Below are 21,198 nucleotides of genomic sequence, written 5' to 3' on the forward strand. Positions count from 1 at the left end.
AAATTAAATACGCGCTAACAATAAAGCAAATAATAATAATTATCAATACGATTGCTAATATAATTGAAGCTTTTGTATATTTTTTATAATGATTAGATTGGAAAATAAAAAAAACGCCCGCTTTAATGTGATTTAGATCACAAAGCGGGCGTCTCAATATACTGAATTATCGGTTATTTTTTATTCGCAATATGTGTTGGAAATTCCATTTCGTTATAACGAATAAAACGAGTTTTCTTCACAATTTTATAAGTAAACCAGATTAACAAAAATAATGGGATACCAATATACGTTGCAATAGCACCATACCAATCAATTGTATCTTCCAAAAACGCTTGGTAATTTTGACCTAATGTAATAATTAGGCACAGTACAAAGGCAAAAATTGGACCAATTGGGAAGAAACCAGAGCGATAAGGTAAATCATTTAAATCACGCCCTTGTGCTACATAACCTTTACGGAAACGATAATGACTAATTGCAATGCCTAACCATGCAATAAAACCCGTCATTCCTGACGTGTTTAATAACCACAAGTAGACAGTTTGGTTTCCATACATTGAGCTTAAGAAACACAGGCCCGCAACAACAGTTGTTGCATAAAGTGCATTACGTGGCACACCATTTTTAGACAATTTGCCAAAACATTTTGGTGCTTTGCCTTCTCTTGCCAGTGTAAATAGCATCCGAGTTGAGGCATACATGCCTGAGTTACCCGCAGAAAGAACCGCCGTTAAAATGACAGCATTCATAATTGCTGCTGCAGACAGTAATCCAGCATTTTTAAAGACTAACGTGAATGGGCTAACGCTGATATCGCCAACATCATTACGTAATAAACTTGGATCAGTATAAGGAATAATTAAGCTAATAATTAGAATAGCAAAGATATAGAACAGCAAAATACGCCAGAAAACTTTACGCACAGCCTTTGGAATATTTTTAGCTGGATCTTTAGATTCTCCCGCCGCGATACCAATTAATTCTGTACCTTGGAATGAGAAACCAACAATCATTGCGACACCAATCATAGCTGCAAATCCACCTGCAAAAGGTGCATCTCCAATTTCCCAGTTATGCCAGCCTGCGTTTTCAGCCCCTTTCATAATACCAGTGATCATCGCAATACCCACAATAATAAAGATAATCACAGTGGAAACTTTGATCAAAGAGAACCAATATTCAGCCTCACCAAATCCTTTTACAGAGATATAGTTAAGCAAGAATATAACGCAAAGGAATAGAGCACTCCAGATCCAACCATCAACATCAGGGAACCAATAGAGCATCACTAATTGTGCAGCAACAAGGTCAACAGCAATAGTAACTGCCCAGTTGTACCAATAGTTCCAACCTAATGCGAAACCAAAGCCTTCTTCTACATACTTAGAACCGTAAGTTGAGAAAGAGCCGGATACGGGCATAAATGCGGCTAACTCACCAAGGCTTGTCATTAGAAAATAGACCATCAGCCCAATTAAAGCATAAGAGAGTAATGCCCCACCTGGCCCTGCTTGAGCAACAGTAGCCCCCGATGCGACAAAAAGTCCTGTACCAATTGAACCACCAATAGCGATCATCGCTAAATGTCGCGCCTTTAATTCTCGGCGCAAAGTCTGCTGTACTGCGCCCGACTTAGCAGTACTTTTTTGTTGTTCTGACATAACATTCCACTTTTATATTCACTTTTCTGACGAGGATTGTAGCAAATCTGTCGTTCGTGAATAGCAAGGATCCATGATTATAAGATACCTTCATAATCGGGCGTCAATTATTAGCAATTTATGAAAAATTGCCGATTAAGTGTTCAGCATTACAATATGTCAGCAATTTTTTCAGTGCATCAGACACATGTTTTTGGCGATGATAAACCAGATATAAGGTACGTTGTAATGCCAATCCTTCTACTTTTATCTCTTTTAATGAACCGTTATTAATCTGTTCCTCAATAACTCGACGAGATAAACAACTGATACCCATTTCATACATAACTGCGTGTTTTATCGCTTCTGAATTACCTAATTCCATTTCAATGCGATAGCCTGGTAAAGAAGCAAAAAGAAGATGATTAAGAACATCTCGAGTCCCTGAACCATTTTCTCGCAAGATCCAAGGTGCTGATTGTAAATCAGCTAAAGTCACTTTTGCTGCTTTAGCTAAAGGATGATCTGGTGAGCAAAAAATAACCATTTCATCTAGGAGCCATTTTTGACTAATTAACTCAGAACTTTGACAAGCACCTTCAATTAATCCCAAATCAACCCTGAATTCACTCACGAGTTTAACGACTTCTTCTGTATTACCAATGCTCATTTCTAATGGAATATCAGGATAATTACGATGAAAATTACCCAGCATTTTTGGAAGAATGTAATTACCTATTGTGGTACTTGCAGCAATACGTAAGGCACCATTTCCTGCTTGAAATAGTTGTTCAACTTCGATTGCACGTTCAAGTAAAGATAATGCTCTGGGATAAAGTAATCGACCATGTTCATTCGTAACAAGGCGTTTTCCCACCCTATCAAAAAGCTGTACCCCTAATTGGCTTTCTAGATCAGTTAAAGAAGCACTGACAGCAGATTGAGATAGAGCAAGCTGTTGTGATGCTTGCGTTGTAGAACCACTTTTGAGAACTTCAGTAAAGACTTCCAGTTGCCGCAACGTAATTCGCATGTCCATTCCACCTTTGAGCCATCATTGTAATAACATACTATCCACAAACCAGTAACATACCAAGTACATTTAAGAAAATACACACATATTACTTTTACTGGTTATTATTATAAAAATAATGAGTTTAATAAATAAGATTGATTGTTATATGCTTATGCAAAATTCATATAAGCAAGGTTTTTCTATGTCAGAGCAAAGTCAACCTATTACATTGGCGAAAAAATGTTTTACTCCAGTCTATCGCTGGCTTCCTGGTTTATTACTAACAGGTGTATTAACTGCGCTTGCTATTTATGTTGGTGATATTCCTTGGTTTTCTAGTATGGGGTTAGGCGCATTAACGCTGGCGATCTTATTCGGCATTATTATTGGTAATACGCTTTATCCTGTTGCAAAACCTTATAGTGATGACGGTGTCAAATTCGCCAAACACTATTTATTACGCACCGGTATTATTTTGTATGGTTTCAGACTGACGTTTCAGCAAATTGCCGATGTGGGTGCAACGGGTTTAATTATAGATGCAATTATGCTGACATCGACGTTTCTTATTGCAATGTGGATTGGTCGAAAATATTTCGGCTTAGACGAACAAACAGTGATCTTAATTGGTGCGGGTAGCAGTATTTGTGGTGCGGCGGCTGTTATGGCGACAGAGCCGGTTGTTAAAGCACAAGCAAGCCAAGTAGCTGTTGCGGTATCTACTGTTGTGATTTTTGGGACTATTGGTATTTTCCTTTATCCTTGGTTCTATCACTTAAATGCATTTGCTGGCTGGTTACCATTTACAGAAGAAACCTTTGGTATTTTTTCAGGTTCAACCATCCATGAAGTAGCTCAAGTCGTTGCCGTAGGACACTCAATTAGCCCTGACGCTGAAAATGCAGCCGTTATTAGTAAAATGATCCGCGTAATGATGTTGGCACCATTCTTAATTATTCTTTCAACTTATTTAAGTAAAAAGAAAAGCAAGGCAAACAATGGCGCACAAGTAGCTGAAAAAAGCCCAATCACTATTCCTTGGTTTGCCGTATTTTTTATTTTAATGGCTGGCTTTAACTCTTTAAATTTAATTCCAGCGTCTATTGTTAGTTACATTGTTACTATCGATACCATTCTATTAGCAATGGCAATGGTGGCATTAGGTTTAACAACACATATTAGCGCTATCCGACAAGCAGGCGTCAAACCGTTATTGTTAGCTTTATTCTTATTCTTCTGGTTAACCCTTGGTGGTGTGATAATTAATATCTTTATTCAAACTGTGTTGATGTCTTAATAGGAATATCGATAAAAATTCATCCCCTTTAAAATTTCGCCTTGAGAAGTTCTTTTCATTATTGCGCAACTATTCTTAGTTGCGCTTTTTTGCTTTTATCACCTCAATATTATGTTATATGCTGTATGTTTGTTATCATGGTGTAAAATAAATCTAAGGAGAGAAATAATGAAATTTGTTGGCGCACATGTCAGTGCTGCTGGTGGTGTTGATCAGGCGGTATTACGCGCACATGAAATCAAAGCCACTGCGTTTGCTCTTTTTACTAAAAACCAGCGCCAGTGGAAAGCCGCACCATTATCCACAGAAGTCATTGATAAATTTAAAAAGAACTGTGAACTTTATGGTTATGGCCCTTCTCAAATTTTACCCCATGACAGTTATCTAATTAATTTAGGCCATCCTGAAGAAGAAGCGCTTGAAAAATCAAGAGACGCATTTCTAGATGAAATGCAACGTTGCGAACAACTTGGTATTGAATTACTTAATTTTCATCCTGGTAGCCACTTAAATAAAATTGATGTTGATAAGTGCTTACAAAAAATAGCTCAGTCAATCAACATCACTTTAGAAAAAACAAAAAATGTTACTGCTGTTATTGAAAATACAGCTGGCCAAGGCACTAATTTGGGTTATCGTTTCGAACATCTTGCGGCGATTATTGACGGTGTTGAAGATAAATCTCGCGTTGGTGTTTGTATTGATACTTGTCACACCTTCGCTGCTGGTTATGATTTAAGAACCCATGAAGAGTGTGAAAAAACCTTTGCAGAATTTGAAAAAATCGTCGGCTTTCAATACTTAAAAGCGATGCACTTAAATGATGCTAAAAGTGAACTAGCAAGTCGAGTTGACCGTCACCATAGCTTAGGCGAAGGTAATATTGGTAAAGTACCTTTTAGCTATATTATGCAGGATAAGCGTTTTGATGGTATTCCACTAATTTTAGAAACAATTAATCCTGATATTTGGCCTGATGAAATTGCCTGGTTAAAATCACAACAAACCTAAATTTGGTATTCTTTGCGGTTTATCTCAAAATAAACCGCAAAGAGCATTATTTAATTGGTGTTAACTCAATTTTAGTCATCATCTGAGCAAGTTGACTTCTATCTTTAATTCCAACATCAGGCTGACTCACAGATAACGCAGAGATGGCCGTTGCTAAACGTAGCGTATGTTCACTAGTTTGGCTCATCAATAAACCGTAAACTAATCCCGCAACCATAGAATCACCAGCTCCCACAGTGCTTACGACATCACAATACGGTGGTTTAGCTAGCCAAGCACCTGAAGCATTTACCCATAATGCCCCCCTTTCTCCTAATGAAATAACAACATGTGCAATGCCCTTATCCCTCAATTGATGCGCTGCTTTAATAATATCTGTCATTTCAGTCAGTGAATGTCCAACCCAGGCTTCTAACTCCCTATGATTCGGTTTTATTAACCAAGGTGCGGCTTTTAATCCCGCCACTAATGCATCACGACTACTATCAAAAATAATACAAGGGCACAACTGCCTTAATTTAATCATCCACTGTGTAAAAGCTTCAGGATCAACACCATTCGGTAGGCTGCCACTAACAACCACCATATCAAAATGCCCCAGCCAATTAAGTGAGTCTACTGCAAAGCGTTGCCAATCTTGTGGTGATACTGTAAACCCTGAAAAATTAAAATCAGTAACCTGCCCTTTTCCTTCCGTCAATTTCACATTAATACGTGTACGGCCAGATACCAGATAAAAACGGTTAGCCATCCCATTTTCACTAAAAAAATGCTGAAACTCTTCTTGATTTTCGCGTCCCATAAATCCGCTGACGGTAATATCTATCCCCAAATCACGCAAGACTTTCGCGACATTATTACCTTTCCCTGCGGGATTAAGTCCAGCTGTTCGGACTAAATTAACACCACCTACGTCAATCGCTGAACAAGCACCAACAAGATCATAGGCAGGATTTAAAGTGATCGTAGCGACACGGCGACTCATGTCTTTACTCTCCAATCGTTTTTATTATGAATATTTAGGGGCTATATATAGCACTAATTAACCTTTAATTCAGTGAAATTGCATCAGTTCTCCTTGACTCTTACTCTTCGCCAAGGACAATAACGCTCATAAAAAATGACTTAGCTATCCGTTATCAATAACTATATAAAAAATAAGGAGCCTAGAATGTCAGTTGTGGTCGGTGTTGGCGTGATTATTGTAAATGAAAAAGGTGAAGTGTTATTAGGAAAACGCTGTGGCACACACGCACCTTATTGGTCAATTTTTGGTGGTCATGTCGATGATGGTGAAACTTTTGAACAATGCGCCATTCGCGAAATAAAAGAAGAAATTGGCATTACTATTACATCACCTAAAGTAATTGGTATTAGTAATAACTTAGAAACTTACCAATTAGAAGGTAAACACACAGTTTCTATTTGCATGATTGCACAATACCAAGGCGATGAGCCCAAATTAATGGAGCCAGACAAATGTTCTGAGATCCGCTGGTGTTCACCGAATGATTTACCTGAACCTCATTTTGAAGCCAGCCGTAATTCCATTACATTATGGAAAAACAAACAGTTTTACCAAGGCTAATTTTCTCCTATCACTTTCATTATTCTGAATAATTTTTGTTCAGAATAATGGTTTCAACGTTTAATCTTGCTTAAAAAACCACTTATTTAACTCTCAATTTCTTTATCATTTCTGATAATGCTTACACTAATCTATTGATTTATATGATCGCCCCCTTTTACTGTATTATTTTTACTCACTTTTTTCTTTTATAAAGCACAATAACCTCTATTTACACTCTGAATACAAACGTGTATTCTTTACACCATCAAGCTAGTACATTGAGTCAATTTAATAAGGACATCTTATGTCAGAAGTCACATCAATAACAAAGCGTCCATCCATACTTGGTGGCGCAATGATCATTGCAGGCACCGCTGTCGGTGCTGGCATGTTTTCCATTCCGATTGTGACTTCCGGTGTCTGGTTTACCGGGTCTATTTTTTTGTTAATTTATACTTGGTTTTGCCTATTTATGTCGGGATTAATGATCTTAGAAGTGAATCTTCATTATCCTCTAGGTTCAAGTTTTCACACCATCACCAAAGATCTATTAGGAAAAGGCTGGAGCACTATTAATGGGCTTTCCATTGCGTTTGTTCTTTATATTTTAACTTACGCTTATATTTCTGCGGGTAGCTCCATTATCGTACAAAATTTTGCAGGCATCATCAGTGTATCGCAAGCTATTGCGGGCTTAGTCTTTGCATTAATTGTTGCCTTCTTTGTTTGGTTATCAACACGTGCAGTGGATAGATTAAGCACCATTTTAATTGGCGGTATGGTAATTGCTTTTGTATTAGCCATTGGTGGATTATTTACAGAAGTAAAAATGCCTGTGTTATTTAATACAAATGAAAGTAATGCGAGTTACTTGCCTTATGCTTTAGCTGCACTCCCTTACTTACTGACCTCATTTGGTTATCATGGCAATATTCCAGGCTTAGTAACGTATTACCGTAAAGATGGCAAAGCCGTCATGAAAAGCTTGTTGATTGGTACACTGATTTCACTGGCAATTTATATTTTATGGCAGTTTGTTGTACAAGGTAATATTCCTCGTGAAGGATTCAAGCAAGTCATTGCTGATGGTGGGAATATTGGTAATTTATTAGCACAAATGCGTTCAACAACTGCCAATGCGACTGTATCACTGTTACTAGATTTGTTCTCTTATATGGCATTAGCAAGCTCATTCTTAGGTGTTTCATTAGGATTATTCGATTACTTAGCGGATTTCTTTAAATTTTCCAATACAGGAAGTGGTCGATTTAAATCTGCACTTGTGACGTTTATACCACCGACTATTTTAGCTATTATTTTCCCTGATGGTTTCTTATATGCCATTGGATTTGCAGGACTCGCAGCAACTATTTGGGCTGCAATTATTCCAGCCTTAATGGCAAAAGCCAGTCGCCAACGTCATCAAGGTCAAAGCTTTAAGGCTCCAGGTGGTATGTTTATGATTGGATTTGTTATTTTGTTTGGCATCATCAATGCTAGCGCACATATTTTAGCAAACTTTAATCTTCTTCCTATCTACCGCTAATCACTTCACTAAAAGCCAGCATTGCTGGCTTTATTTTTTCATCAAATCTTATAAAAAAATTACGTGAATAACTTGCCAAGTTTCTGCACTGCGAGTAATTTTGTCGCCATTATCATCAATGTTATTTAATGGAAGGTTTTATATGGCAAAAGCCAATGAAATTAAGCGTGGTATGGCTGTTAGTTATAACAACAAATTATTACTGGTAAAAGATATCGATATTCAAGCACCAAGTGCTCGAGGCGCAAGTACTCTGTATAAAATGCGTTTTACCGATATCCGTACAGGCCAAAAAGTAGAAGAACGTTTTAAAGGCGATAATATGGTTGATACCATCAACTTAACTCGCCGTGCTGTTAGCTTTTCTTACATTGATGGTGATGAGTATATCTTTATGGACAACGAAGATTACACTCCTTATACCTTCAAAAAAGATCAAATCGAAGATGAATTACTGTTTATTCCTGAAGAAGGCTTAGCGGGAATGCAAGTATTAACAATGGATGGTCAGGTTTTAGCATTAGAGCTGCCACAAACTGTTGATATGGAAATTGTTGAAACTGTTCCAGGTATTAAAGGTGCATCAGCAAGTGCGCGTACTAAACCGGCAACATTACCAACAGGATTAGTTATTCAGGTTCCTGAGTATCTTTCTACTGGCGATAAAGTGCGTATCCATATTGCAGAACGTCGCTATATGGGACGAGCTGACTAATCAATAGTCAAAACATCTACTCATTAGCGTATTGCTAATGTTGCTCTAAATAGGTCAGATAATCGTAAGAAACCCAATGTGACAAACGATTATTTGACTTGTTTATCTTTGTTACTTTTATCTACACCCCATTGATGCTTTAAAAGTATTGAACGTCAATAACGCCATTTTTTTGCGTATCATCCATCCAACGGATCTCTGCTTGGCCCATATCTTGAGGCAAAATAATCATTTGTTGGGATTTATCAAAAGAAGCAGGAACAATGGATTGAGTAGATGTAAACACTTTGTTGTGTTTGTAACACTGGTATTCAGCTTTATCTAATGTGAAATTCATTTCACACGCAGGATCAACAATCGCACCCCGCAGATAAATCTGACCTGTTGTTTGCATGGGATCAGATGCCCAAGCTAATGATATCGAACTGGAAACGAGAAGACTGCATACTACGGTCAGATATTTTCTCATAACGACCTCACTTCTTGTTTGCGCTAGCAGGTATGAGGATCACACCTACCCGACATATTTTCATCATAGCAATAAAATATGACATTCATATAGACATAAGAAGAATATTTGATGTCTATCAAATATAAGTGTTCGATGTTTATAAATAAGAAATCAACGTTGATCAAACTTAAGTCAAATATTTGTAACTTTAATAACTGTTTTATAAAAGCATTAAAATTTTATTTAATTAATACAATTATTGTTATTATTCTAATCTTATGCGATTAATTATAAACAATATTCATTATAGCTAAATTGTCATTAATCCACTTAATATCCATAGAACCTTTGTTGTTAATCAATTTCGAGCTGAATTGCTTATTCCTTTCTAACTTATATTGAGACTCTTGCATTTCACTACCATTCCAACACTTTGTTTTAAAAGTATTTTTATCTGTATCCATTAAACAATTGCCCTCAACAATCGCACCAACAAAAGTGATTGTTCCGGAGCCTATAACTTTATTTTCCTTACCAAATGAAGGTGCGCTTAATAATAAAGACAAGCACATAGATGCAATATAAAGCTTCTTCAAAACTAATCTCCTCTGATTATTGGGCGTAGAAATCTGACAAGCCAATATGTTATTAAAGTCATAACTAATATCGGCTTGTTACTTTATTTATTTAATTTTTATCTTTAATTAAAGAATAGAAAAAAATTATAAGACGCTCAAATTAAGACTACCAAGAAAAAACACTCTAAATTTAAGTTAAGTAAGAATGAACAGAGATAACAAAAACGAAACGAATAGATAACATTTATCTAAGCAATAAATTGCAAAGATATATTTTTTTATTTTGACTATAGTCCTATAATCAAACTTAAACTTATTGTGATCTAGATCACCAAAAACATGTGAAATTTGTCATTTGATTACTATGAAACTTTCTAATTTTTACCAAAAAGCCGTCGCTATTTTTCTACTTAACCTAGTGGGCCTCATTATTTTCCTCTCTTGGTATCTTCCTGCACAACATGGATTTTGGCTATCAATAGACACTCATATTTTTTATTATTTTAATCAACATATTTTGCCTGATACTTTTTTCGCAACTTTTGTGGCTTACGTTAATAATAGAAAATTTGATTTAGTCATTTTGTTAGCTATGGGCGCACTTTATTACAATACTTTTCGTCAAAAAGATTATAAAGGTAAACGCCATCTTATAATTGTAGGATTAGTGATGGTGATCAGCGCTGTACTGATTAATCAAATTGGACAAAACATTCCAATAGAAAGACCCAGCCCAACACTTTATTTTCAAGATGCACATAGAGTGGGTGTTGTAACTGGCATTCCAACAAAAGATGCCTCTGGTGACAGCTTCCCAGGCGATCATGGCTTAATGTTACTTATCTTTTGTAGCTTTATATTACGTTATCTTTCATTCCGCGCTTTCTTATGGGCACTACTTATTACCGTTGTGTTCGCATTACCACGAGTAATGGCTGGTGCACATTGGGCTTCTGATATATTAGTGGGTTCTATTTCTTTAACTCTAATCACAACAAGTTGGTTATTAATCACACCATTATCAGATGTTATTGTCAGACAATTAGAAAAATATCTTCCATTTAAAAAATAAAAGAAAAATACCTCTGATTAATTAAAAAAGAATAAGTGCAAACATAATGGCACTTATTCTTTTGGTCATTTTTTGACATTTAAATGATATTATGATGATAAAATGAGATCTATTTTAAGTATTAGCACTTTATTATCTAATGTTTTGTAAATTAAACCTCATTTCTCTCGCCATTTAACGCCTATTTCTGTACACTTTTCTGGTTTCCTCATTATTTATTGTTTAATGTGGATATTTACGTGCTTTAGAGCACGTTTTTCGCGAAATAGGGTTGCCAGAGTTAAATTACACTATATTCTCTGGTTATTTGGTGAATAATTCAGGTGCGCTTCTGCACGTAAGGATGTAAGGGAAATCTGTCACAATGAGAACAAAACCGTATATGAGAATGCTTAAGCTCATACCGGCGTTCATTGTTGTAGCTACGCTATCGGCCTGTAGCTCACAGAACGCAAATTCACGCTTAGCGAATTCAAGCACTACCCCACTTAATACATCATCAAGCACTTCTATTTCCCAAGCATCTCAAGATGAATTTGAATCATTGGTGAAGAATCTCGATATAAAATCTAAGATACTTGACCAATATGCAGACTGGAAAGGCGTCGCTTATCGCTTAGGCGGAGATACTAAAAAAGGCATCGACTGCTCTGCCTTTGTACAAAGAACCTTCCTTGACCAATTCGGTGTAGAACTACCTCGCTCAACCTCAGACCAACAATTCTCAGGTACTCAGGTTAACAAATCAAAATTACAAGCAGGTGATTTAGTTCTATTTAAAACAGGCCGTACTATGCGCCATGTTGGTATTTATATTGGAAATGATAAATTTGTACACGCATCCACCAGCAATGGTGTGACAGTGTCAGAAATGTCTAATATTTACTGGAATAAGCGTTTTTATGCGGCAAGACGTGTTATAGAAAACAATGATGCAACCCTTGCTGAGAACAACTTTTCAAAAAGTGTATTAAGATAATTTATTCCCTTATATCTTATTGCAAATAAAAAGCCTCATTATCAAATAATGAGGCTTTTTTGTGTTCTTTCGTCATTTTGTAAATCACACAATCATCACGTCAGTTTTATAACAATAGGTAATGTTATAAATAAGAATACGCTGTTGGAAATGGTTCAGCAATGGCAACACCTGCATTCTTTAAGCAACACAGCGCAGCACATTCATCATCACTACATAAAAAAAGACATGGCACGCCATCCCACTCAATCACAACGCTATCAATATGGAGATTACTCAGATACTGACGCAAATTCTGTATTGCTTCATCCAGTGTCATACCATCATGACTTAATAATTTTAAGCCAATCAGTGTATTTTGCTTTCCAGCATCATTTTCAGGCAGTATCTCTACTCTTGTACCTGCAAAGCCTGCTAGCCACCGATAACTCAGCGGCAGCTTATGAACTACCGAAAGTTGTACATTATCCACAAATCAATCCTGTTTCATCAACACGTTAATTTAATACATCATCAATACGAGTTTGAACTGACTTGCTCACACGTCATATTAAAACCTTGCTAATCATAAAACATAATTATTACAATTATTTTACAAAAAAAGCGAAGAGACGTATCAAACCATTTATTTAGCTTAGCGTTTGTACGTATTCATTTCTACGATGATTAATCTCTTCAATTATTCTTTCATTTTTTTAACATTTTATCAACTATATAAAATAATTGTATAAAATATTACGCATTCAAGTAAAACAATTCATCAATTTTTATCACTATGTTTCATACCAACAAAACAATAATAGATGATTATTAAAATAAATTTTACTTAATTTAACAAAACAACAACATTGAGTATTGATTCAAATCAAAAAAGCACACTAATTTGAAACGATTCATGAAGTACAGTAGAGGAAAATGTGGTCTGTTCAGGGGAAGTAAAGGAGAAAAAGGAGAAGCACGCTATAAATTTCTCTTATTTATAGCGTGATATTCTTATTTGTAACGGCGCGCAAGTAAAATAAAGCCCATAGCAAATAGCACACAAAAAGCCATAGCACTTACCATTGGCCATTCTGATTTTGCTGGGAACATAGCAATAGCCGTTCCAACTAAAGCTCCAACACCAAAGCGTACAGTTCCTGCCAAAGAAGAAACCGTTCCTGCCATATGTGGATAATCATCAAGAATAACAGCCATGGCGTTTGATGTGATCATTGCAATGCCACCAACATACATCGCTACTCCCACAACGAGATAATAGAAATGTAAATTAAGGGCAACAACTAATAATAGAAAGATCCCCATAATACATTGAATGGTTAGCCCTAAACGCAACATCTTCAACGCACCAAATCGGCGAACATATCGCCCATTTATGCTTGTCATGACAATTAAAAAGATAATATTAAAACCAAAGTACAAGCCAAATTGATCGAATGGAATACCGTGTAATTCGATATAAACAAAAGGCCCTGCACTCAGAAATGAGAACATACCGGCAAAAGAAAAACCTGACGCCAGAATATAACAAAGAACACGACGAGTTCTAAACAAACTAATAAATTGGCTAAATGTTACTCTTAGGCTAAAGCGCTGACGACGCTCTTTGGGTAAGGTTTCAGGAATATAAAATGCAATTAATGCACCCGCAATTACTGCTGCTATCGCAATACTCCAAAAAATAGCATGCCATGAAAACCAATTCATCACCCAAGCACCTAGTAATGGTGCTAATAAAGGTGCAATCGTCATCACCAATGCAACGAAAGACATACTTCTAGAGAAATCATCTCTAGAGAACATATCTCTCATTAATGCATTAATAACCACACTCGCAGCAGCTGCCGCAAAGCCATGGAGAAAACGCATACCAATTAGCATATCAATAGATTCAGATAATGCACATGCACTAGAGGCAAAAGCAAAAACAATCACACCGCCCAAAATGACAGGCTTACGTCCCAAACTATCCGCCATAGGACCATAAACGAGTTGCCCAATAGCAAAACCAAAAATATAGATACTTAATGTCATTTGCACTTTACCGCTAGGCACACCAAAATCTTGTGCAATAGTAGGTAAGCTTGGCAAATACATATCTATAGCCAATGGCATAAGCATGGAAATAAGTCCCAATATTAAAATGAGACTAAGGTACGACGAACGTTGCTGTTGCACGCAGATAAACTCCCAAAGACGACAGGACAGATAATAATTATTGAGGTAAGTGAATGCTGTTGATCTCTTCTTCTGTTAATGGACGATATTCGCCCTCAGCTAAAGTTTCATCTAATGTAATATCCCCAATACGCTCACGATGTAATGCGCTGACATGATTACCCACAGCAGCAAACATACGTTTTACTTGATGATATTTGCCTTCACTAATTGTGAGTTTCACTTCTGTAGGTGTAATAATTTCTAATTTAGCGGGTTTAGTCAGATCTTTTTCGCCATTCAGTTGCACACCTTTTTGGAACTGTTCAGCAACACCTTCAGCAATTGGCTCTTCCAATGTGACATGATACGTTTTTTCGCAATGATGTTTTGGCGCTGTAATGCGATGTGACCACTGACCATTATCAGTCAATAATACAAGCCCCGTTGTATCAATATCTAAACGTCCAGCGGCATGTAATTTATATGCCAGAGGCTCATCAATAAAATAAAGGATAGTTGGATTAACTGGATCATCTGTTGAACACACATAGCCAATAGGCTTATTCAACATAAAATAACGAGGCCCTAAAATCTGGGTTAACACATTGCCGTTATAAGCTACTTCTTGTTCTGGTGCTATTTTGGTGGAACCGCTTTTCACCATTTCACCGTCAATTGTTACAAGCCCTGCTCTTAACTCACGAAGTATCAAGCTACGGCTAATCCCCAATTGCTGGGATAAAAATTTATCTAATCGCATGAATTTCTCTGAAAAATGGATGAATACCATCTGATATGAGGTATCTATTAAAAATGAATATTAACAATAAAACAACTAATTAATTTATAAATAAATTATTACATCCTTTACTTATCAAACACCACTTACCTTATTCGCGCTATCTATAAAAAAATGCTACGCTGACGCCCTGTTTGATTTCTTATGTAGAGTTATGGCATTTACACTCAGACCTTATCAACTTGACGCTGTTAACGCGACAATCTCTTATTTTCGTCAACACGATACACCCGCGGTGATAGTCTTACCCACCGGTGCAGGAAAAAGTTTAGTTATCGCAGAACTTGCTAAAAGAGCGCGAGGACGTGTCTTAGTCTTGGCACACGTAAAAGAATTAGTTGAACAGAACCATAACAAATATGAAGCTTATGGTCTATCCGCAGATATTTATGCCGCAGGCTTACAACAAAAAGAAAGTAGCGGAAAAGTTGTTTTTGGTAGCGTGCAATCTGTTGCGCGTAATTTATCACAATTTAATGATACGTTTTCGCTTCTTATAATCGATGAATGCCATCGTATTAGTTTGTCTAAAGATAGCCAATATCAACAAGTTATTAAACAATTACAATCCATTAATCCCAAATTACGGATCTTGGGATTAACTGCAACACCTTATCGTTTACCTACGGGTTGGATTTATCAATATCATTATCACGGGATGATTAGAGGTGATGAAGAGTGTTTTTTCCGTGATTGTATTTATGAATTGCCTTTACGTTATATGATAAGCAATCATTTTCTAGTACCCCCAACTCGATTAGATATGCCTATTTTGCAATATGACTTTAGCCAAGTCCGAACAAGTCAAAATGGAATATTTAATGAAGAAGATCTTAATCGTGAAATAAAAAGACAAAAACGTATTACTCCCCATATTGTTTCACAGATTATTGAATATGCAGAAAACTGCCGTGGTGTCATGATATTTGCAGCCACCGTTGAACATGCAAAAGAAATTCTTTCTCTTTTGCCTCAAGATGAAGCGGCATTAGTAAGCGCAGATACGCCTTCTCATGAACGAGATACGCTGATTTTTCGTTTTAAACAGCAACAGTTACGTTATATGGTCAATGTTGCTGTGCTAACAACAGGCTTTGATGCACCGCATGTTGATTTAATCGCCATTTTACGCCCAACAGAATCAGTCAGCTTATATCAACAAATTGTAGGACGTGGATTAAGATTATTTGCAGGAAAAACCGAATGTCTGATTTTAGATTATGCGGGTAATCCTCATGATCTTTATCTTCCTGAAGTTGGCACTAAAAAACCCAACCCTAATAGCAAACCCGTGCAAGTATTCTGCCCTGTTTGCCAATTTGCTAATACTTTTTGGGGAATAGTCGATGCTGATGGCGATATTATTGAACATTATGGTCGGCGTTGCCAAGGCTGGGAACTCAATGAACATGGACAAAAACAGCAGTGTGAATTCCGCTTCCGCTTTAAATTATGCCCTCATTGTAATGAAGAAAATGATATTGCAGCACGTCGTTGTGTTCACTGTAATGAAATATTAGTTGATCCTGATGATATGCTTAAAGCCGCATTAAAGCTAAAAGGAGCACTTGTTTTGCGCTGTGGTGGCATGCAATTTCAATCTGGAAATGATGCTAAAGGAGAATGGTTAGACATCAATTATTACGATGAAGAAGGCACTTCAGTATCAGAGCGTTTTCGCTTAACCACTCCTGCTCAACGTAAAGTATTTGAGTTGAAGTTTCTACGTGAACACCAGCGAGCGCCCGGAGTTCCTTTTATTTGGCATAATGCTAACGATATTATTAAGCAGTTCGATTTATTACGTCATCCTGATTTTATTGTCGCTCATAAAGGTAAAAAAGAGCATTTTTGGAAGATAAGAAATAAGATTTTTGACTATACAGGACGCTATCGAAAAGCAGATACCTTGTATTAATCTGGATTTATATTTGCTGTTAGTGGACTTTTTCGTTAAAATGCGCTCCGCTTTATCTATTTTTAGATAAACCAAATCTCGAGCTTGTTGCTGGGTCGCCTGTAACAAGTATGTATTTTCTTTCTTTTTCATAAGAGAAAAAAGATGTTAACTATTAATGCAACTGTACGTAAAGAGCAGGGTAAGGGTGCGAGCCGCCGCCTGCGTGTGGCTAACCGTTTTCCTGCTATCGTTTATGGCGGAAATGAAGAGCCAATCGCTATCGATTTAGATCACAACGAAGTAATCAACCAAGAACACAAATCTGAATTCTATTCTGATTTCGTTAACCTGGTAATCGATGGTAAAGAAACTAAAGTTAAAGTTAAAGCAGTGCAACGTCACGAGTATAAGCCAAAAATTACTCATATTGACTTCCTGCGCGCTTAATAAGCCACCCTTCGAGCTTTATTTTTCGGGACGCCGAGCATGTAACGCCACTTAATGTGGCGTTATTTGTTTCTACTAGGTAATTATTTTTCTGATGCTCTACGCTGTAATTGATCACGTAAATTAGGTGGAGTACCTTTGATCGTGAGTGTATCTGTTGCAGGATCCCAGAATATTCTTTCACCCAATAATTTCGCATCAAAATTAACAGTTAATCCACCGCCACTACCAGAATATTTCATTAATTGACGTAAGGTACTGCGATCAGCTGGAAAAGTATCAGCTAATTCATAGCCCTTCTCTTCGGTAAATTGAACAAAGTTTTGATCACCCAAAGATGGTAATTCTTCAGCAAGCTCGGTTAAGGCAATTTCTTCACCAGATTGTAATTGCTCATTACAGTAGCTATATACTTGTTCGCGACAAGTCTGACGTGCTTGCTTATCCATTTCGGAAGCTTCACAAAAGTCATCAACAGCTTGTAATAAACCTTTGTTTTGAACTTTAGCGTTTAAACCTTCTTGAGCACCTAAAAAGTCCATAAAAAAGTCAGAGACTTTGCGTCCTACTCGACCTTTTAAGAAAGTTAAATAGCGCAGAGAATCTGGAGCCGTTTCCCATTCAGTTAAATCAATACGAGCAATAATATCTGCATGAGGAATATCTAGATAACGTGTTGATGAAACATCAAGACTGTCATTCACCCACATGCTATTGCAGCTACTCAATACAGCAATTAAAAGATAATCCACCGCCAAATAACGATAATGACAAAAGAGAACGGTTCCCCCTTCTGCAAAGGGGTATTTTGCTAATTCATCTTTTAATCTCACTGTGGCTGCACGCGAAAAACCTAAAAAGTTTTCTTCACCTTTGCGCTGTAAACGTAATGCTTGCGCTAATTCACTTTCTTCATTAAACAGACCATAAGCTTTATTTTTTGCACTGTAGACACGATGCAACTCTTCAATCATTTCCTGAACAACAGGTTCAATCTCTAATACTGAATCGCGTAACACAACTTCTAATGTCTGCTCATCTCGCTTGATAAGCTGATGTAAGACTAACTGACTAATATCTAGACTCATGGTCGTCCTCTTTATTTCTTCACTTTCTCATGCGCGTATTCAAACACTCCCCACTTTCAGTATCAAGGGAAAATTAATTAATTTAATAGCGGAAAAAGACCCAACAATACGGTAATATATAGCGTTTTATTCATTTAGTAGGAATTCTGATTTTATGCCACAAAAATCCCGTTATAGTGATGAACAAGTTGAGCAGTTATTAGCAGAACTTGTCAGCGTTCTTGAAAAACATCATACTCCTACAGATCTTTCTTTGATGGTGTTGGGGAACATGGTGACAAACTTAGTTAATACAAGTATTGCCCCTGCTCAACGGATGCTGATTGCTGATTCTTTTGTTCACGCATTGCGTGCTTCAATTGATGAAGGCAATATTCACTAATAAACATAGAAAATTATTTATAGACATGGTAACGAGACCTCAGTCCTATCGTGAAAAAGTATCCCAAATGATCAGTTGGGGTCACTGGTTTGCGCTATTTAATATTATTCTAAGCTTATTGCTCGGAAGCCGTTACCTGTTTATTTCAGATTGGCCTGCAACTTTCGCGGGTCGTTTTTACGCAATTGTAAGTTGGATGGGACACTTTAGTTTTATTGTTTTTGCTATCTATATTCTTGTCCTTTTTCCACTTACCTTTGTAGTCGTATCTCAACGGCTACTTAGAGTGATCTCTTGTGCTCTCGCCAGTGCTGGACTCACAATCCTTATCTTTGATATGGCTGTTTACCAACAATTTCAGCTTCATCTGACTCAACTTGTTTGGGATCTAGTCATTAATCCAGATGAAGGTGAAATGGCTCGTGAATGGCAACTTATTTTTATTGGCATTCCTATTATCTTTCTTATTGAGATGCTTTTTGCAACATGGAGTTGGCAAAAATTACGCAGTTTAAACCGTCAGCGATGGGGTAAACCATTAGCTGGTGTTTTTATTACTTGTTTTGTCTTATCTCACTCTATGTCAATTTGGGCTGATGCTAATTTTTATCGCCCGATTACAATGCAACGCGCCAATTTGCCATTATCCTACCCGATGACTGCACGTAAGTTCCTTGAGCGCCATGGTTTTATTAATCAATCAGAATATGAACAACGAGTGATCAGTGAAGGTAACCCAGCCGCACAAGGTATTACCTACCCTCTTGCACCATTGATTTACTCAAAAGAAACGTATTCTTATAATCTATTAGTTATCGTTGTTGATGGTTTAGGTAATGAGGAAGTTCCTGAATTACCAAGCTTGCAAGAGTTTGCACAAAATAATCTCAATTTTACCCATCATTATTCATCAGGTATTGATAACGATACGGCATTGTTTGGTTTATTTTATGGTATCTCACCTTCTTATTTAGATAGTGTATTGAGTAGCAGAAAAAACTCCGCACTATTTGATGCTTTAAGTTATCGAAACTATCAATTAGCAATGTTCTCAACAAATGGTTTTCAGACACCATTGTTTAAACAAGCTGTGCTATCAGATTTTTCTATTCCAACATCACGCAGTGGTAATAACGATGCCACCATTGATAGCTGGCGCAATTGGCTAATAAAAGACAACCAAACAACACCTTGGTTCTCTTTCTTACAAATTGATGGTCACACCAATAAAACGTCTCAACGTATGACATTAAATCAACAATTAGAGCGCGTTTTTAATACATTGCAAGAAACCAAAGTACTCGATAATACCGTTGTAGTTGTCACTTCTAGCTATCATCAAGATAGTGATAAAAAACAAAACAACCAATGGCTTTCTGATAAAACCACCTTTAACTTAAGCCAATCACAAGTGCCTCTAATGGTACACTGGCCAAACATGAAACCACAGTCGATTGATAAAATGACTAGCCATCAAGATATCATGACAACCTTAATGCAACATGTTTTACGTGTGATTAGCCCTGCGGATAACTATTCACAAGGTGAGGATTTATTTGCAAGCACTCGTAATCATCCATGGATTTTCACCGGTGATGACGAAACATTTGTGGTCTTTTTACAAGATAATACGTTGTTGATAGATAAACATGGCCGATATGCTTTATTTGATAAATCAGGAAAAGAAATTAGCTCTGCAAAACCTGACTTAAAATTATTATTACAAGTTCTTGCCGAACAAAAACGCTTTATCGAACGCTAGCGCAATTCGTGATGTATAAAATTACGTCACTTAATTAGCAAAGGGTTGCTTTAGTAGTCAAAAACAGTAATATACAGGGCACAAACGGCATGTAGCGCAGCCTGGTAGCGCACCGTCATGGGGTGTCGGGGGTCGTAGGTTCAAATCCTATCATGCCGACCAAACATCTTTAAGAAAACCAACCACTTAAGGTTGGTTTTTTTATATCTGAAATTTGCCACTGGTAAAACTCTGGTAAAACTCTGGTAAAACGACAACAAATCATCTCTCAAAATCACCCTTTCTTTAGCTCATAAAATTGCCCTTTTCTCCTTGCTATTCTATTCGTTACCTTACATAAATAACTGTACAAAAACACAGTTAAATAGGTGATACCATGATTAACCTCGAAATCAATAATGCTGAATATATTTAGAACCAATAAAAACATAGAGTAGTAATATATAAAACCAATTAAAACTATTAAGTGAATACTTTCTTGGAAGAAACAAACTTGAATGATTAAAAGTTTTAATGTATATTATTTCTTTATTTATTACCATTACTTATAAAAATGAAAAGAAATATCTATTTATTGCTTATCTCTGTTATTATTGCCTATTTAATTAATAAATTAATTTTTCATGTTGACTCAACTCTACCTCTTTTAAGTACTTTAATACTTATTATAATATATCTCTCCTCATTTTCATGCACAACTTATGGATTAATATTCACTACTTTTCTATCCTTTTTATTTTCGTTAGAAATATTTTATGTTATAAACTTTCATGAAAGATTTTC

The 21,198-nt window shown here is 36.5% G+C and carries 20 protein-coding genes and 1 tRNA gene; 12 read left to right on the top strand and 9 right to left on the bottom strand.

Annotated features, from left to right (window positions below):
* Positions 1 to 173: 173 nt before the first annotated feature.
* Positions 174 to 1,664, bottom strand: coding sequence for an amino acid permease (locus GWI68_RS13545; protein WP_166540633.1), 1,491 nt, complete (start codon positions 1,662 to 1,664; stop codon positions 174 to 176).
* Between the two features lie 118 nt (positions 1,665 to 1,782).
* Positions 1,783 to 2,676 carry a DNA-binding transcriptional regulator YeiE gene (gene yieE, locus GWI68_RS13550; RefSeq protein WP_109408888.1) on the bottom strand — a complete coding sequence of 298 codons (894 nt, stop codon included), beginning with the start codon at positions 2,674 to 2,676 and terminating at the stop codon, positions 1,783 to 1,785.
* A gap of 184 nt (positions 2,677 to 2,860) precedes the next feature.
* On the opposite strand from yieE, the gene GWI68_RS13555 reads away from it, so the two are divergent.
* Together GWI68_RS13555 and nfo are read left to right on the top strand one after the other, a co-directional pair.
* Positions 2,861 to 3,955: a YeiH family protein gene (locus tag GWI68_RS13555; RefSeq protein WP_166540634.1), complete on the top strand. Its 1,095-nt coding sequence runs from the start codon at positions 2,861 to 2,863 to the stop codon at positions 3,953 to 3,955.
* A 168-nt stretch (positions 3,956 to 4,123) separates the two neighbouring features.
* Positions 4,124 to 4,966, top strand: coding sequence for a deoxyribonuclease IV (nfo, locus tag GWI68_RS13560; RefSeq protein WP_166540635.1), 843 nt, complete (start codon positions 4,124 to 4,126; stop codon positions 4,964 to 4,966).
* Between the two features lie 46 nt (positions 4,967 to 5,012).
* Here the strand turns inward: nfo and fruK are convergent, their stop codons facing one another.
* The gene (gene fruK / locus GWI68_RS13565) at positions 5,013 to 5,951 is read right to left on the bottom strand and encodes a 1-phosphofructokinase (protein ID WP_109408885.1); all 939 of its coding nucleotides are present in this window, start codon (positions 5,949 to 5,951) and stop codon (positions 5,013 to 5,015) included.
* A gap of 186 nt (positions 5,952 to 6,137) precedes the next feature.
* Here fruK and GWI68_RS13570 point away from each other — a divergent pair, with 186 nt between their 5' ends.
* From GWI68_RS13570 to yeiP, 3 genes are all read left to right on the top strand, one after another.
* Positions 6,138 to 6,554, top strand: a complete 417-nt coding sequence (locus GWI68_RS13570; RefSeq protein WP_109408884.1) for an NUDIX domain-containing protein — start codon at positions 6,138 to 6,140, stop codon at positions 6,552 to 6,554.
* A gap of 286 nt (positions 6,555 to 6,840) precedes the next feature.
* The gene (mtr, locus tag GWI68_RS13575) at positions 6,841 to 8,082 is read left to right on the top strand and encodes a tryptophan permease (RefSeq protein WP_109408883.1); all 1,242 of its coding nucleotides are present in this window, start codon (positions 6,841 to 6,843) and stop codon (positions 8,080 to 8,082) included.
* Positions 8,083 to 8,224: 142 nt separating this feature from the next.
* Positions 8,225 to 8,797 (top strand): elongation factor P-like protein YeiP, encoded by a 573-nt coding sequence (yeiP, locus tag GWI68_RS13580; RefSeq protein ID WP_166540636.1) that lies wholly within the window; start codon positions 8,225 to 8,227, stop codon positions 8,795 to 8,797.
* 139 nt (positions 8,798 to 8,936) lie between these two features.
* Here the strand turns inward: yeiP and GWI68_RS13585 are convergent, their stop codons facing one another.
* Positions 8,937 to 9,266, bottom strand: a complete 330-nt coding sequence (locus GWI68_RS13585; protein ID WP_109408882.1) for a hypothetical protein — start codon at positions 9,264 to 9,266, stop codon at positions 8,937 to 8,939.
* Positions 9,267 to 9,532: 266 nt separating this feature from the next.
* Positions 9,533 to 9,844, bottom strand: coding sequence for a hypothetical protein (locus GWI68_RS13590; protein ID WP_109408881.1), 312 nt, complete (start codon positions 9,842 to 9,844; stop codon positions 9,533 to 9,535).
* A 346-nt stretch (positions 9,845 to 10,190) separates the two neighbouring features.
* On the opposite strand from GWI68_RS13590, the gene GWI68_RS13595 reads away from it, so the two are divergent.
* Positions 10,191 to 10,898 carry a phosphatase PAP2 family protein gene (locus tag GWI68_RS13595; RefSeq protein ID WP_166540637.1) on the top strand — a complete coding sequence of 236 codons (708 nt, stop codon included), beginning with the start codon at positions 10,191 to 10,193 and terminating at the stop codon, positions 10,896 to 10,898.
* 364 nt (positions 10,899 to 11,262) lie between these two features.
* A complete protein-coding gene (gene mepS / locus GWI68_RS13600) occupies positions 11,263 to 11,877 on the top strand; it encodes a bifunctional murein DD-endopeptidase/murein LD-carboxypeptidase (RefSeq protein ID WP_166540638.1) in 615 nt (204 codons plus the stop codon).
* A 124-nt stretch (positions 11,878 to 12,001) separates the two neighbouring features.
* Here mepS and GWI68_RS13605 read toward each other — a convergent pair whose 3' ends face one another.
* From GWI68_RS13605 to rsuA, 3 genes are all read right to left on the bottom strand, one after another.
* Positions 12,002 to 12,349, bottom strand: coding sequence for a YejG family protein (locus GWI68_RS13605; protein ID WP_072069943.1), 348 nt, complete (start codon positions 12,347 to 12,349; stop codon positions 12,002 to 12,004).
* Positions 12,350 to 12,870: 521 nt separating this feature from the next.
* Complete coding sequence (locus GWI68_RS13610; protein WP_109408879.1) at positions 12,871 to 14,055, bottom strand: Bcr/CflA family multidrug efflux MFS transporter; 1,185 nt, start codon at positions 14,053 to 14,055, stop codon at positions 12,871 to 12,873.
* A 37-nt stretch (positions 14,056 to 14,092) separates the two neighbouring features.
* Positions 14,093 to 14,797, bottom strand: a complete 705-nt coding sequence (gene rsuA / locus GWI68_RS13615) for a 16S rRNA pseudouridine(516) synthase RsuA (protein ID WP_109408878.1) — start codon at positions 14,795 to 14,797, stop codon at positions 14,093 to 14,095.
* 193 nt (positions 14,798 to 14,990) lie between these two features.
* Between rsuA and GWI68_RS13620 the strand changes: the two genes are divergently transcribed.
* Both GWI68_RS13620 and rplY read left to right on the top strand, forming a co-directional pair.
* The gene (locus GWI68_RS13620) at positions 14,991 to 16,754 is read left to right on the top strand and encodes a DEAD/DEAH box helicase (protein WP_166540639.1); all 1,764 of its coding nucleotides are present in this window, start codon (positions 14,991 to 14,993) and stop codon (positions 16,752 to 16,754) included.
* A gap of 144 nt (positions 16,755 to 16,898) precedes the next feature.
* On the top strand, positions 16,899 to 17,183 hold the full coding sequence (gene rplY / locus GWI68_RS13625; protein ID WP_006537318.1) for a 50S ribosomal protein L25: 285 nt from the start codon (positions 16,899 to 16,901) through the stop codon (positions 17,181 to 17,183).
* Positions 17,184 to 17,266: 83 nt separating this feature from the next.
* On the opposite strand, the gene yejK is transcribed toward rplY, so the two are convergent.
* Positions 17,267 to 18,271: a nucleoid-associated protein YejK gene (gene yejK, locus GWI68_RS13630; protein WP_109408876.1), complete on the bottom strand. Its 1,005-nt coding sequence runs from the start codon at positions 18,269 to 18,271 to the stop codon at positions 17,267 to 17,269.
* A gap of 154 nt (positions 18,272 to 18,425) precedes the next feature.
* Between yejK and GWI68_RS13635 the strand changes: the two genes are divergently transcribed.
* The 3 genes from GWI68_RS13635 to GWI68_RS13645 all read left to right on the top strand — a co-directional run bounded on the left by GWI68_RS13635 (position 18,426) and on the right by GWI68_RS13645 (position 20,577).
* The gene (locus GWI68_RS13635; RefSeq protein WP_166540640.1) at positions 18,426 to 18,653 is read left to right on the top strand and encodes a YejL family protein; all 228 of its coding nucleotides are present in this window, start codon (positions 18,426 to 18,428) and stop codon (positions 18,651 to 18,653) included.
* Positions 18,654 to 18,678: 25 nt separating this feature from the next.
* A complete protein-coding gene (gene yejM / locus GWI68_RS13640; protein ID WP_166540641.1) occupies positions 18,679 to 20,415 on the top strand; it encodes an LPS biosynthesis-modulating metalloenzyme YejM in 1,737 nt (578 codons plus the stop codon).
* 85 nt (positions 20,416 to 20,500) lie between these two features.
* A tRNA-Pro gene (locus tag GWI68_RS13645) sits at positions 20,501 to 20,577 on the top strand.
* Positions 20,578 to 21,198 lie beyond the last annotated feature (621 nt).

The organism is Proteus sp. G2669 (genome assembly GCF_009915245.1).
Lineage (GTDB): Bacteria > Pseudomonadota > Gammaproteobacteria > Enterobacterales > Enterobacteriaceae > Proteus.

Coding starts and splice junctions, on each gene's coding strand:
- mtr (WP_109408883.1), top strand. CDS start 6,841: ATGTCAGAAGTCACATCAATAACAAAGCGTCCATCCATACTTGGTGGC.
- GWI68_RS13545 (WP_166540633.1), bottom strand. CDS start 1,664: ATGTCAGAACAACAAAAAAGTACTGCTAAGTCGGGCGCAGTACAGCAG.
- yejM (WP_166540641.1), top strand. CDS start 18,679: ATGGTAACGAGACCTCAGTCCTATCGTGAAAAAGTATCCCAAATGATC.
- rplY (WP_006537318.1), top strand. CDS start 16,899: ATGTTAACTATTAATGCAACTGTACGTAAAGAGCAGGGTAAGGGTGCG.
- mepS (WP_166540638.1), top strand. CDS start 11,263: ATGAGAACAAAACCGTATATGAGAATGCTTAAGCTCATACCGGCGTTC.
- nfo (WP_166540635.1), top strand. CDS start 4,124: ATGAAATTTGTTGGCGCACATGTCAGTGCTGCTGGTGGTGTTGATCAG.
- GWI68_RS13585 (WP_109408882.1), bottom strand. CDS start 9,266: ATGAGAAAATATCTGACCGTAGTATGCAGTCTTCTCGTTTCCAGTTCG.
- GWI68_RS13620 (WP_166540639.1), top strand. CDS start 14,991: ATGGCATTTACACTCAGACCTTATCAACTTGACGCTGTTAACGCGACA.
- yieE (WP_109408888.1), bottom strand. CDS start 2,676: ATGCGAATTACGTTGCGGCAACTGGAAGTCTTTACTGAAGTTCTCAAA.
- fruK (WP_109408885.1), bottom strand. CDS start 5,951: ATGAGTCGCCGTGTCGCTACGATCACTTTAAATCCTGCCTATGATCTT.
- GWI68_RS13570 (WP_109408884.1), top strand. CDS start 6,138: ATGTCAGTTGTGGTCGGTGTTGGCGTGATTATTGTAAATGAAAAAGGT.
- yeiP (WP_166540636.1), top strand. CDS start 8,225: ATGGCAAAAGCCAATGAAATTAAGCGTGGTATGGCTGTTAGTTATAAC.
- GWI68_RS13555 (WP_166540634.1), top strand. CDS start 2,861: ATGTCAGAGCAAAGTCAACCTATTACATTGGCGAAAAAATGTTTTACT.
- rsuA (WP_109408878.1), bottom strand. CDS start 14,797: ATGCGATTAGATAAATTTTTATCCCAGCAATTGGGGATTAGCCGTAGC.
- GWI68_RS13635 (WP_166540640.1), top strand. CDS start 18,426: ATGCCACAAAAATCCCGTTATAGTGATGAACAAGTTGAGCAGTTATTA.
- yejK (WP_109408876.1), bottom strand. CDS start 18,271: ATGAGTCTAGATATTAGTCAGTTAGTCTTACATCAGCTTATCAAGCGA.
- GWI68_RS13595 (WP_166540637.1), top strand. CDS start 10,191: ATGAAACTTTCTAATTTTTACCAAAAAGCCGTCGCTATTTTTCTACTT.